The organism is Bacteroides thetaiotaomicron VPI-5482, from assembly GCF_000011065.1.
Classification (GTDB): domain Bacteria; phylum Bacteroidota; class Bacteroidia; order Bacteroidales; family Bacteroidaceae; genus Bacteroides; species Bacteroides thetaiotaomicron.
Genome location: NC_004663.1, coordinates 4,629,761 through 4,643,647 on the forward strand (window position 1 = coordinate 4,629,761; position 13,887 = coordinate 4,643,647).

General features: G+C 44.3%; 11 protein-coding genes and 1 tRNA gene. All 12 read right to left on the minus strand.

Translation table 11 applies throughout. From position 1 onward, the window contains the following. Positions 1–14 precede the first annotated feature (14 nt). Positions 15–96: transfer RNA gene (locus tag BT_RS18055), tRNA-Leu, on the minus strand. Between the two features lie 72 nt (positions 97–168). Beyond that, positions 169–1,191, minus strand: coding sequence for a S41 family peptidase (locus tag BT_RS18060; protein WP_011108892.1), 1,023 nt, complete (start codon positions 1,189–1,191; stop codon positions 169–171). A gap of 48 nt (positions 1,192–1,239) precedes the next feature. Then, the gene (locus tag BT_RS18065; RefSeq protein ID WP_008762529.1) at positions 1,240–2,100 is read right to left on the minus strand and encodes a DUF3316 domain-containing protein; all 861 of its coding nucleotides are present in this window, start codon (positions 2,098–2,100) and stop codon (positions 1,240–1,242) included. A 38-nt stretch (positions 2,101–2,138) separates the two neighbouring features. Next, entirely contained in the window at positions 2,139–4,784 is a 2,646-nt protein-coding gene (locus tag BT_RS18070; RefSeq protein ID WP_048696320.1) for a DNA gyrase/topoisomerase IV subunit A, read from the minus strand. A gap of 874 nt (positions 4,785–5,658) precedes the next feature. Continuing rightward, positions 5,659–7,002 carry a Gfo/Idh/MocA family protein gene (locus BT_RS18075; protein ID WP_011108894.1) on the minus strand — a complete coding sequence of 448 codons (1,344 nt, stop codon included), beginning with the start codon at positions 7,000–7,002 and terminating at the stop codon, positions 5,659–5,661. A gap of 87 nt (positions 7,003–7,089) precedes the next feature. Further along, positions 7,090–7,329, minus strand: coding sequence for a hypothetical protein (locus BT_RS24930; RefSeq protein ID WP_011108895.1), 240 nt, complete (start codon positions 7,327–7,329; stop codon positions 7,090–7,092). Positions 7,330–7,332: 3 nt separating this feature from the next. Next, positions 7,333–8,658, minus strand: a complete 1,326-nt coding sequence (locus BT_RS18080; protein WP_008767112.1) for a Gfo/Idh/MocA family protein — start codon at positions 8,656–8,658, stop codon at positions 7,333–7,335. A 1-nt stretch (position 8,659) separates the two neighbouring features. Then, positions 8,660–9,430: an FAD:protein FMN transferase gene (locus tag BT_RS18085; protein WP_008767111.1), complete on the minus strand. Its 771-nt coding sequence runs from the start codon at positions 9,428–9,430 to the stop codon at positions 8,660–8,662. A gap of 55 nt (positions 9,431–9,485) precedes the next feature. Beyond that, entirely contained in the window at positions 9,486–10,892 is a 1,407-nt protein-coding gene (locus tag BT_RS18090) for a putative oxidoreductase C-terminal domain-containing protein (RefSeq protein ID WP_011108896.1), read from the minus strand. 9 nt (positions 10,893–10,901) lie between these two features. Then, the gene (locus BT_RS18095; protein WP_011108897.1) at positions 10,902–11,906 is read right to left on the minus strand and encodes a Gfo/Idh/MocA family protein; all 1,005 of its coding nucleotides are present in this window, start codon (positions 11,904–11,906) and stop codon (positions 10,902–10,904) included. 6 nt (positions 11,907–11,912) lie between these two features. Further along, positions 11,913–12,698, minus strand: coding sequence for a glucosamine-6-phosphate deaminase (locus BT_RS18100; RefSeq protein WP_008762537.1), 786 nt, complete (start codon positions 12,696–12,698; stop codon positions 11,913–11,915). Beyond that, positions 12,679–13,866 (minus strand): N-acetylglucosamine-6-phosphate deacetylase, encoded by a 1,188-nt coding sequence (gene nagA / locus BT_RS18105; protein ID WP_011108898.1) that lies wholly within the window; start codon positions 13,864–13,866, stop codon positions 12,679–12,681. Before nagA ends, BT_RS18100 begins: the two co-directional genes overlap by 20 nt. Between the last annotated feature and the right edge of the window lie 21 nt (positions 13,867–13,887).

A 13,887-nucleotide genomic window follows, 5' to 3' on the forward strand; every position in this document is an offset into this window, starting at 1 on the left:
TTTATATAAATGTGTGCGGATGATAGGACTCGAACCTACACGCCTCACGGCACCAGATCCTAAGTCTGGCGCGGCTACCAATTACGCCACATCCGCATGCGTCGCTTTTTGTTTAGCGGTGCAAAGATAGGAAGATTTTCTGATTTGACAAATAATTAGGCAACAAAGTTACTCACTTAAGATTTCAAAAGCCTTTTCAATCAGTGTGTCCCTATGTTTAGATTGGTCATCCTCAGTCATATCGATAGCTATATCAGGCAAAATACCTTCTTCCAGCGGCTGCATATTTTTGTCGAAATGAGGACTGGCGGAGAAGCGGATGCTCCATCCGTTCGGCAGTTCCGATGTGAAAGGAAGTCCCGAACCGCCACCTGTCTGGTCACCGACCTGGATGATCTTGCCATTGTCTATGCTGCGCATCAGATTGACGAAATCATTGGTTGCACTGTAGCAACGGCGGTTGGTCAGTATAACGACTTTCTTCTGCCAGCGGATGCTGTTGGAAGGTTCCAGGTAGATCGGTTCCGGTTGGGAAAAGTCACTATGTCCTGTTCCCGTTTTATGCTGTATGAATCCGGTCAGGATTTTACTATTGGTAAATCGGGCGGCAATGCGGGAAGAATTAGTCAGATTACCTCCTCCGTTGTCGCGTACATCGATAATCAGTCCGTTGCAGGTTGCCAGATAGACAAGGATTTCATCCAGATTGCCATCGCCGACCCCGGAACTGAAACTTTCGTAGCGGATATATCCGATATTATTGTCGAATATTTTGTACTTCATCCCCGCCGATGTATAGTAGTCCTTGCTGGCACTGCCCAGGTAATACTGGTAAAGAATATCCTCCCGATAATTCCACGGATACCCCTGATACCATGCGTCGTAATAAGAGACACGCTTGGCAGATGAAAGATTGACATGACCGTCTTTCAGGATATAGAGCATCTCGCTGAGTTTATCGAAAAGGTCGTCATTGGACATACCCGGTACAATCAGTTTGCTGTATTTCTCATGAACCGCATCCCAGTCAATACCTTTCGAGTCCAGAAAGCAATACCGTTCGTCAATGATCTTCCATAGTTGCTCGAAGTTTCCTACGGGATCATCAGCGTAATCATCTTCTCCGATGCACCCCGTCTGTATCGGGAGGCAGCAGAGCAGTAAAAGTAGTTGTATAATTCTATTTCTCATTCTTAATCTTTCAGTTCTTGTCCATAAATTCTCCACTCTCCACTTCTCCTAGTACGCCCTCACCGACGGAGGCAGATTCGCTCCTTTTTTGTTGGAAACCCGATACAGGTCTTTCACAAATCCTACCATAAATACATGAGAGTAGGTATGTGTCTTGATTCCGTTAACATTGGATTGTTGCAAGTCTGCCAGATAACTGAAACGCATCTTGGTATATCCTATCGGCAGATCGACAGAAAGCATCTGACGGAGAGACGGTTGATTGTGGAGAGAGGTAAATTGGATAACTCCGCTGGAGTTGCCCAGTGAGAAGATTTCGTAATAAGACTGTCCGTAGTGCGGTGAGAACATAAGTCCGATCATCGGCACGTTGACTTGATAGCGGAGTACCATCGGATAGCGCTTGATTTTCAAATGCCAGATAGCCATTCCCGAAGCGTCCAGATTGACGTATGCCCGGGCAGAAGCCGGATTGTTCGAATTGCGGAGATTGTAGACAAATCCTCCGTTGACGTCAAACAGTCCTCCTGCCAGTAACTTGAAGTTCTCGGTGAGGCGGAACTGGTAATGGAGGCCATAGTTCCAGTTGACGAGTCCGGAGAAGGTATTGTTGTTGTCTGCGCGGTTGTGTGTATAGCCGACGTCTGCCTGAAAGAAGTTCTGCACAGAAACATTCCCGTCGAACAACTTTGTCATCCGGATCGTCTCGCGGGAAATACGGAAATCTATTCCTTTATATTCCTGAGGCGAAAGATAGGTGTCGAACACATTGGTAAATCCGACTCCGTACATGGTGGCACGTGTTACGTAGCGATGTGCTTGCAGACTGTCGGTCTGCGCCTGTAATCTTGTGCAGAGGGCGAACAGGAGGTATCCTGTCAGCCCTAAGTATAATAAGTTTTTCTTCATTGGCACATTGGGTATTTTTTACCGCATGTATACATTAGCTAAAACAGCTTCATCTGTCCCGTAATCTCATCGATGATGTCCCCTTCGCTCTTATCGCTGTCCGGGTCCAGATTTTCCGGTTCTTCTTCCGGTTGTTCCGGTTGTTCGTTAGTCGGTTCCGGGAAACGGGTCGGTTCAAGTTCGTTGATGGTATCCACCGTATAAGTAGTGATACGCTTTCCTTTTGCCTTGAAGCCTTTGACTGCAATAAATTCTTCCGCGTCAATTACCATCGCTTCACGGAAACTATCGTGTCCGCCGAATATGACTTCCAGACGAGGATAGTACTCATCAGTCAGCAGGATCAGACGGGTATTCTTGTTGTCTCCCAGATAGTTCTGCTTGCGGTTGGAACCTTCAAAACAGAAACGTTTCAGATACGGATAGTTCTGCTGGTCGGCATCATAAAGCGCGGCAGTCCATATCTTGTTCGGGTCGAACTTCTCGACGATGCTGACATTATCTTCGTAGTGGTTGCTCAAATCGAAATTAGTGGTGTAGAACTCGCCATTGTTGAGCACTACCAGAATGGTGTCGTCGCTTTGGAATTCTCCCAGATATTCACCCCGTCCGTCGTAGTTGAGGCGCAGGATATCGCGGTCGAACCAGACTTTTCGTCCTCCGAGGGTAGAGCCTCCTTTCTGTTTCAGGGTAATCTTATGCACCGGCAGTCGGGTGAGGATCACTCCCTGTGCCTGACGTCCCTTGATGCTGATTTCACTGAAATCACGTTCGAAGATGATGCGTCTTACACGCGGGTTCGGCTTTAATGTCACTTTGATGATTTCGGCTTCTCCGTTCGGGTTGGCGCTGAAATAAGTGATGCGTGAGTCCGGCGTTCCTTGCGTGACATCGTATTCACGGTCGCGGACCACACCTGTCACGGCAAAACGTTTGATATACGTCGTTCCTTCTTTGCCGTCCCGGTAAGTGATATTGTAGATGGTGCGTTTGTCATTCTTCTTGAATACATTGACGTAAAGAATGTTTTTGCCCACAAACTTCTTGTCGGCTACCGGAGTGACGATATATTTACCATCCCGGAAGAAGACGATCACGTCATCGATATCCGAACAGTTGGCTACGAATTCATCCTTCTTCAGTGCTGTTCCGATAAATCCTTCATCACGGTTGATGTAGAGTTTCTCGTTGGCCTCTACCACTTTGGCGGCTTCGATGGTGTCGAAGTTGCGCAGTTCGGTGCGGCGCGGGAAGTTCTTTCCGTATTTGCTTTTCAGCATCTGATACCAGTTTACGGTATAGTCCACGATGTGAGCGAGGTGATCGTCGATTTCGGCGATCTCTTCTTTCATACGGGCGATCAGTTCATCGGCTTTGTCGGTGTTGAACTTCAGGATGCGCCCCATCTTGATTTCCATCAGTTTGAGAATATCCTCTTTGGTCACTTCACGGATAAAGCTCGGGTAGAAAGGAGTCAGGCGGTCGTCGATATGTGCGCAGGCGGCGTCCATGTCTTTGGATTGCTCGAACTCTTTGTCCTTATAGATTCGTTCTTCGATAAATATTTTTTCGAGGGAAGCGAAATGGAGTGATTCCAGTATTTCCCCTTTCTTGATTTCCAGTTCCTGTTTCAGCAGTCCCAGTGTGTTGTCTGCCGACTTTTTCAGTACCTTGCTGACGGTGAGGAAGTGAGGCTTGCTGTCATCAATCACACAGCAGTTGGGTGAGATGCTTACCTCGCAGTCGGTAAAGGCGTACAGTGCGTCGATCGTTTTGTCCGATGAAGTTCCGGGTGCCAGGTGTACCAGTATCTCTACGTTGGCGGCTGTATTATCGTCTACTTTGCGTATCTTGATTTTTCCTTTGTCAACAGCTTTCAGGATGGAGTCGATGACGGTAGAGGTGGTCTTGCCATACGGAATCTCCGTGATGGCGAGTGTCTTGTTGTCCAGCTTGTTGATCTTGGCGCGTACTTTTACCGCTCCGCCGCGTTCTCCGTCATTGTATTTGGCTACGTCGATGGAACCGCCTGTCTGGAAGTCGGGATATAGCTGGAACGATTCTCCATGCAGATAGCTGATGGAGGCGTCGCAAAGTTCATTGAAGTTGTGAGGTAATATCTTGGATGAAAGTCCGACGGCGATACCTTCCACTCCCTGTGCCAGCAATAGCGGGAACTTCACGGGGAGGGTGACCGGTTCCTTGTTTCTGCCGTCGTAAGACAGCTTCCATTCGGTCGTCTTTGGATTGAATACGATGTCCAGCGCAAACTTGGAAAGGCGTGCCTCGATATAACGGGGAGCTGCCGCACCGTCACCGGTGAGTATATTACCCCAGTTACCCTGACAGTCTATCAGCAGGTCTTTCTGCCCCAGCTGTACCAGTGCATCGCCGATAGAAGCATCACCGTGCGGATGGAACTGCATGGTGTGTCCCACAATATTTGCCACTTTGTTATACCGCCCGTCGTCCAGACGCTTCATGGAATGTAGAATACGTCGTTGTACAGGCTTCAAACCGTCATTGATATGGGGAACGGCACGTTCCAGAATCACATAAGAAGCATAGTCCAGAAACCAATTCTGGTACATGCCTGTTAACTGATGCTTTACGTTTTCGTCCCGCGCGTCCGCCGGTTTGTAGTCTGAATGTCCTTCCGTTATCTCGTTGATTTCGTCACTCATATATCAATCTTCGCTTTGCTTTAACAACAAATTTTCTTCTATCCATCAAAAAAAGGAGGATGTGCACGCAAAAATACGAAATAAATTCAATATGAGGACGAAAAGAACTCACGTTTTTTATGATGCTGACAGCTTCAGTAATCCTTTGTTTTCTTGTGTAAACTTCCCGAAGACTTGACAAAGCCCTTTTTATGTTGTATATTTGTAGTCGGCTATCCAGCTTTAATTAAAACCTGAACCAATGAAAAAAGAATTGTTTTTTGCTGCATCTGATAGGAAGTATATGCCTTTAATTTGGTATGATATACTGACAATATAAAGAACGGAAGTCTGAGAAAACAGACTCTGTGAGACTCATTTATCATTGATGGGCTGCGAACTCTTAGCGGGTTTGCAGCCTTTTTTGTTGCATAAAATTAAAGATTAATCTTTGAAAAGGGGAATTTGAGTTTATAATAACTGGGGGGACGTTTATAATAAACGATGCAGGAATTTATTAGAAACGTTTGTCTGGTTTATAAATAAAAGGTTGAAGTTTTTCATGGGAGCTTGGTCGGGGTGTTGCAGTATCTCTGCCACGGATGCGCTTATATGGTGAAATATGATAACATAAACTCTGTTCGCTTTATGATACAAAGAAGGAGCGTGTGTCAGAGTCAATAGTAACAAAATTCTCCTCCTTCAGGAAGGAGGAGTCCCCGTAGGGGGAGGTGGTAGGTGAATACATAAACTATTGATATTCAATTGTACAGTACACCTACCACCCCGGCTTTCAGCCACCCTTCCTTCCCGAAGGAGGGGAGTTTAGTTACTTTTGACATACCCTCCAACAAAACTATAACCTAATGAAAAAACGAGGAAGAGAAGGGCGGGGTTATACCCGTATTTCCCAACCTTTTTCGTATTCTCTGCCCCAGAGCTTGTTAGCTTCCAGATCATTCAGAATACGTCCGCTTCCCGGATCAATATCTAAAGAATGACCTACACGCTGCGCGATATTGCCTAACTGTACTAACTGAGTACTGATGCAGGCATCTACAATGCCGGAATTCAGCTTACCACCTTTGCGGATGGCGTCAAACCAGTTTTCGAAGTGATAAGCATCCAGCTTTTCCGATGGATTTAGCAAATTACCAGTTTCAAACTTCAAGTTACTTTTTACATCTTTGATTACTTTCCCTTGTAAGTCTGTTATTTTGTACTCATTGCCTCCACTGATGAAAAGGGTGCCTGTTTCTCCGTAGAAAGCGGTACCTACTCCGTATCCGTCTACCGGTGTGCTGTTGCAACTACGTCCTTCCCAAGAGCAGGATGCTTCGTCGCCGAACTGAAAAGTAATGAGTTGTGTATCCGGAGTTTGCCAGTCGTCCTGAAAGCGATAACGTCCTCCGACAGAATCTACCTTTGTCGGATAATCAACGCCCAGCCCCCAACGGAGGATATCAACGAAATGAGTTCCGTTATTCAATGCTTCACCGGTACCCCAGTTCCAGAACCAGTGCCAGTTATAATGAATATAATTATCTTTAAAATTGGGCACCCGTGGTGCAGGACCTTGCCATAAATCCCAGTCCAGATAGTCGGGTACAGGAACCACTTTTCCTGTGCCGATGGAAGGACGGTTGTTGACATACCAGGACTTGGCATATCTTACTTTCCCGATTGCCCCAGACTTAATCTCTTCTATTGCTTTGATAACGTTCGGCCACGAACGGCGCTGGTTGCCGACTTGGACAATCCGGTTATATTTAAGCGTCGCCCTGACTAACATTTCATTCTCTGCCGGATTGTGGCTGGTCGGTTTTTCCAGATAAACATGCTTTCCTGCTTGCATAGCCATAATGGCTGCTTTGCCATGCCAGTGGTCAGGCGTGGCAATGACTACCGCCTCAAAATCGTCCGATTCCAGCATTTTGCGGATATCTTTTTCTCCTTTGGGAGTGCGTCCGCTTATTTTATGAATATCTGCCTGACATCTTTCAAGTGCTCTTGAATCAACATCACAAAGGTAAGTAACTTCACAACCTTTCATCTTGGCAAATCCTTGTGCCAAGGCATTACCTCTGGAGTTTACACCAATGACTCCGATTCGTATTTTTTCGTTCGCACCCAGGATTTCCTGATAACTATTTGAACCGAAGCCGGGAATAATGCTTCCCAAGGAAAGGGCGGCCGTGCCTGCAACTGTTTTTTTGATAAAATCTCTTCTTGTTGTCATAGTGTTTATTTTTCCTCAAAGTTAAGCCGTTATTAACTGATATCAGACTTCTTTTCCGTCAATCAATCTTCAAAAAACGTAAAGCTGTTACTTCTTTTTTCGAAGGAGATGACGTAACCCGATAACGAGTATACGCGGAATCCATAGTATGAAATAGATGAAAAAACTGATAACGAGCACATACCCCAGTTGAGTGAATATTTCAATCCACGGACGTGTATAGACAAGGATTGCAATAATATTGATTGCAAAAGAGAGAAGAAAGCATATCAGATAAATGTTTCTTTCCCTTTTAATTTTTTGGGAGGTGATGATGATATCTTTCATAATTTAAAATTTCATATATGGTATTTTATATTCGTCGGGGAAAAGGATATGGCGCTCTTCCTCCATTGCTTGATTGCCAAGCAGGCAAAGTACGGTGGAGCAATAGGCTTCTTCTACCACATTTTGTGCTTTTTCTCCAGTGATACATGATTGGCAGAAAGAAGAGAGAATGATATCGGAACCATCTTTGTCGGCTCCGATCATGCTCAGCCCGTTGTTGACGTTAATGTCTCCTTCAATAACAAAATGTGGCGTGTATTCCATTTTTGTTTCCGGTCTCCAACTGGGTCCGGCTGTCGGGATAGCAGCGAATACTTTATCCTTAACCTGTCCGATAAGTTGCCGGATGCCCGATGTTGAATGGTCCTCTTCCAGATAATAGATACCTTTTGCCATTTCCATAGTACCTTTGTGCCCGAGGATCTGGTCTTCCATACCGTTGAATTTATTGGAAATCAACGATTCGTAGGCAATCTTGGTTCCGTCGGAGTATCGGTAAGTCACATTTACGCTATCGTATACTTCGCGACCGTCTTTCCAGTAGACAATGTCACCCATACCGATGATGCTTACCGGCATTCTTTTAGCTGCCCAGTTGCATACTTCCAGTTGGTGACAGGCCAGTTCGGTCATTAATCCGCCTGAGCTTTCTTTGTACAATCGCCAGTTGATTTGATGTTCCAGTTCCGGTGAGGGGACGGGACGGCGCCAGTCTGCATTTCTGAACCAATGGCAGCGCATTCCTACCACATCTCCGATGAGTCCGGAATGAATCATTTGCATTCCTTTGATATACTTCTCGTCATACATACGCTGCATACAGAAGTAGAGAACCTGGTTGGTCGTTTGATAAGCATCATATATAGCTTTGCATTCGTCTAAAGTCCGTGCCATGGCTTTTTCACAGAATACGTGTTTGCCGGCTGCCAGGGCATCCAGTACGATGGGGGCATGCCAATTCAACGGAGTAGAGATGATTACGCCGTCAATATCTGCCGATTCCAAAAGCTTCCGGTAGTCAGTGTATGCTTTGGCACCCGGACATAACTCTACTGCTTGTTGGAGGTTAGGAGCATAATTGTCACAAACGGCAACAATCCGGGCATGGGGAATCTCCTTTAGATTGTGGATATGATACTGTCCCCTGGAACCTGTACCAATTAAAGCGATCCGGGCTTTCTCGTTGCGGATTTCTTTAAGCTTTTCGGGTGTGCAGGAAGACAGCCAGGGTGTGCTTGCCAGCAGTGCAGTTCCTCCTGCGATATATCCCAGACTTTTGATGAATTGTCTGAGATTCAAATCGACTCCTTTTTCTATTTTGTTTCTCATTTTATAGAGTATATATAGTTCCTTTTATATGTTTGAAGTTCTCGTTGATCTGTTCCCGTTGTTGGTCGTCGGCAATCATCCAGACTGTACTGAGTATTTCTGCATCCAGCGGATTGTCTGATAAGATACTCGTAACTTTTTTTTGTTCGTTGTAGATTCCTGTAAGCGGATTTATAATATGTCCGGTGTACTGTTCCGTATTCCCGGAAGTGGACAACGTATTGTCAGTAAGGCAAAATTCGTCAAGAGTTTGTTGAGTGTAAGGATTCTGCAAACTGACTTTCCAGCAGTCTCCATAAGGATGGTGTCCTATTCCCATAATCGAACTGTTGCCAAAATCGACGAAAGCATTCTCTATATTTCCCCGCAAGAGGATTTCTTGAATCTTTTTTAAGGCGTATCCCTTCGCGAAACCTCCAAAATCAAGTGTTACGGAAAAGTTGCTAAAAGAGATATGGTGATTGCCGTGAATTTGTATTTGTGAGAAATCGTTTAATGTGATGTCGAAAAGATGAAGAGTCTTTTCATAATAATATTGGCATGACCGTAGGATATCTTCCAATTCCGCACTGACAGAAACTGAATCTTGTTGTGTATGGCTGTTTAGCTTTGATACTTCACTTGTGGCATCAAATCGATTCAACATCTTATCCAACCTTTCTAACTCGTCGGTAATATGTGCCCAAAGCATGTTTAGGAGGGGAAGGTTGGAGTGAATCATCAGGATATCAAGACGTGTCCCCATAACATGAGGAATGAATCCATGAAACATGGATTCATCTGCATAATATTTTATTTCACTTCTTAACACGTGTCTGCGGTCTTTCTTATTTCTCTTTCTTTGCCAGCTCTACAGCTGTAGTGGTGATATAATATTTAGATATTGTATTCTCGTTTTCCCATTCCGGCATATTTTTATCATGCAAATAGCCAAGGAATGCTTCTGCTACTTTACTGAAGTGAGCTTCATGTCCCAGTCTGTCCGCCTGTGGAATATCAATCAGATAAAGTCCTTCATTCATTTTTTTGACGGATAGGAACGGATAGGTCGCTTGCAGTTGTTTGATTGCCTTTTGCAACTGGCTCTCAAATTCAGAGTGATCAGAGTCTGCAGCTCTTTGGATGTAGAGTTGTTTCACAAAACCACTTTCTTTGTCCTGAATTGTTTTCAATGTAGCCTTACTTCCTTTCTTAAGGGAGGTAAAAGTGTCGCCACCATCACTTGGAGGAGTGTAATTCCAGATAACCTTCATACCTATATGAATCCCCTTTACTGTGTAATTTAGGCTACCATTCGCTAAAACTTCCAGCACATTATTATTGATATATTTGTTCAAGAAGGCGGGGAAGGTGTCAGCCTGCGTCGATTGCGAAAATTCAGGTAATGTAATGCGGGTAGGCCAATGTCTGGCTTTCAATACTTCTACATCCGACTGATAACGGATGGTTTCGTTGGGGAAACATTGCCAGTTGACCAGATCGATAAGATGAGTGGTTACATCTGCAATACCTTCTCCTTGTTGCTCTGTGTCATAATACCATACCGGACGAATCAGTGGCTTGCCTGATACATTCTTAAAGAAATGATGAACACTTTCCATAGAAACTGACGGATCATTCAAAGACCCTTTTTGCAATTCACCAAAAAGATCCGGATTGTTCAGTAATGCTTTTTCGATGATATTCAGGATGTCATATCGTTCAGTCATCAAGTCGTAAAGGAGTAATTTCCTTTCCTTTGCCAATTGATATGCTTGAATCAGTAAGTCGAAATCCTTCTTGTTAATGGCCAAAGGCTTGTCGGAAAGCACATTGTATCCTGCTTTGATAGCTTCCAGAATATAGTTTGTTTTTTTCTGGTTGTTTCCGGCAAGCACAACTACGTCCCCTTGACGGTCGGAAAGCATCCTGGAAAGATAATCGCCCCCAATATATATTTCTTCTTTCCAGGATGTGGGATTCTCCGCCCGTTGATTATAGCTATTTATGTCGTTCAGATATTGTTTGACTTCCGCTCCTTCGGGAGCATATACCCGAATTGTGTCGTTCACTGAGGCCAGCGGATTCTTTTGCAACAGACTGGCATGAAAATGTCCTGGGTCGAGGACCACTATTTTTACGTTCGGATTCATATCTTTGTCATGATTGTTGTCTGCCTGCTTTTGGGAAAAAGAGCAGGAAGCAACTATTAATGAGATGGTCAGGATCCCGATGTGTCTGTATGTGTACCTCATGTGCTATTTTTATTTGTAGGTTTTAATTAGCTTCTGTGCATCTTTCAGCCCTTTTCGGTATGCCTCCTCCATGGTAACGATTTTGCCATTCTGTTCTTTGCTCATATTGGAAGCTTTCATAAAAGTGAATATCTCAATTGTTTCTTCTTTCGAAATCGGAGCTACTCCGGTCTTGAAAAAAGTGAGTATTTGATCGAGCAAAACTTTGTAACCTTCATATCCTCCTGCTGCTATTGCACCTTTGGGGGTATAAGCTGTACCGCCATAAATGGCCGGACCTTCTTTGATTCCCCTGAAAGTACCTATCCGCCCGTCTTTCCAACGGCCTACCACTACATCAGCATCTTGGGAAGACATACGGTTGACTGACTCGCAACCGGTTCCCATAAGAGTATAAAGCGTTTCTACTCCGTGAATGCCATAAAAACCGAAATCGGGGTGAGTCGGTTCTACCTTGTGAGGAGAATAACAGTCAGCTCCCAGAATTTTGCCGAACTCTCCGTTTCTCAGCTTTTGATTCTGTGGAGAATATCTGAGTGCAGAAGAAGAAAAGATAGGCACATTGTATTTCTCCGCCATTTCGTAAATGGCAATAGCTTGTCCCAATGTCGCTCCAATAGGCTTGTCGATATAGCATATTTTTCCGGATTTGAATACTTCCATTGCTTGTTCGAGGTGGATTCTACCGTCGTTTGTTTCAAGCATGACGCAATCTACCTTGTCAAGCAATTCCGCTATGGAAGATGTAATCTCCACACCGTGTTTCTTGACCTCTTCTATATATCCGGGAATTCGTTCGTAACTGGACTGGATAGTCTTTGAACCATAAGGGTAAGCTGCTACGACTTCGAACTCTTTGACAAACTTATCGTCAGAGTCTCCGTTCAGTAGCTCGGTGAAAGCTGTAGAATGGGAAGTATCGAGCCCGATAATTCCTATTTTAATTACATCCTGCGCATATAGTCTGAAGCTGACAGACAAGAAAGTAAGGAGGATAAATAAGATATTTTTCATATGTATTTATAAGTTTATTCGTTCTGCACTTTCAGGATCCAAATATAAACAAGAATTTTCTTTTTTGCGTAATATACTGGCCGGACATTTTTCGGAAATTTCTCCATAAAGAGTGTTGTATACTGCATTGGCTTTATTTTTAAAAGGCACAATGCAGAACATCCAGTCCGCTTTTAATAAGGCTGGAATGGTAAGAGTCAGTGCTTTAGCAGGAACAAGGTCGAATGCTTCAAAGCATTTTTCATTCACTTGTTGCTGGCGACATATCGGGTCGAGTTCTACTACTTTAACTAAATGGGAGTCGTTGAAATTGGCTACATCCGGATCATTGAATGCAATATGACCGTTTTCTCCAATTCCCAGACAGACAATATCGACAGGATGACGAAGCAGCAATTCGGAATAACGTTTGCATTCTTCTTCAAGGTTTTCTGCTTGTCCGTTCAGATAGTTTACAGTCTTGAACGGGACTTTGTCGAAGATGCGCTGACGGAGAAAATTTCCGAAACTTTGTGGGGCTTCCGGATGAATGCCGATGTATTCATCCATGTGGAAAGCGTTGATTCTGCTCCAGTCAATCTGTTTACTGTGAATAAGATGACTTAAGAATTCATTTTGTGAAGGAGCTGCGGCAAAAATCATATTGATTTCAGCTTTCTCTTTGAGAAGTTCGCATATTTTGTTAGTAACTTCTGTCGCAGCACATTTCCCCATCTGTTGGATAGAAGGGAACATTTTGACTGTTAATAGATCTTGTTGAAACAGGTATGTTTCATTGATTGTAGATAACATGGCCTTTTGATATAGTTGTTGTTACGTTAATTTGATTGTCGAAGGTGACGATGTCGGCATCTTTACCTTCCTCCAAAGAACCCTTTTGGGAATCCACATGCAGAATGCGGGCGGGGGTAAGGGTTATCATTCGGATAGCATCGATTAGGGGTATGCCGGCTATATTTATCATGGTTCTTACCAAACGATCGGCGGTAGCTACGCTTCCGGCAAATGCCGAACGATCGGGAAGTTTGGCTACTCCGTCTTCAATAATAACTTTCTGACCGTTGGTCAGGCTGCCTAATATGGATTCACCGTCCGGCATTCCCGCACCTCGCATGGCATCTGTGCAAAGTGCTGTTTTATCGGCCCCCTTGAACTTATATACGAATTGTAGTAAAGGTTTGGGCAGATGAATGCCGTCCGCAATGATTTCTACTGTCATACCATCAATCAGATAAGCTGCCTCTACCACACCTGCATAGCGATAGGCATTTCTACGGGTGATGGTTGACATCGCTGAATATAAATGAGTGATATGAGTATACCCTGCTTCGTATGCTTTTACCACTTCTTCATAAATGGCATCGGTATGTGCGATGGATGGGAGAATGTGACAGCTATTGAGCTTTTCCCCCAGTTCAATTGCTCCTGCCAGTTCCGGAGCAATACTCCATCGTACAATATCTTGTGAAGCTTCCAGTATTGTGTTATATTCGTCCGGATGAGGCGTTTTCAAATGATTGGGGTCTTGGGCTCCACACTGCTTAGGCGAGAAGTAGGGCCCTTCCAGATGCAGCCCGATAAATTGGGCACCTTTTTTATTAAGACTTTTGGCTTTTTGATAAACGGCAAAGGTCGTCATTAGCTCTTCGTTTGTGCTGGTCAGTGTTGTAGGTACCATGGCTGTTGTTCCATATCTGGCATGAGTTTCGGCTACTCCCAGAAAGGCCTCTACGGTTCCATCCATAAAGTCATGACCTCCGCCACCGTGAACATGTATATCGATAAATCCTGGGGAGACATATTGTTGGTTGGCATCTATGATCCGGTCGTCAGCTTGAGGAATATATGCTTCGGATGATACAATCTGTTCTATCTTACCATTCCGGCAAACCATTATTTTATTGGTTTCGATGCCGGTAGGGAGTATTAGTTCCCCATTGATAATAATCAGTCTTTCCATTTTTTTAATTTTTAATGTCTT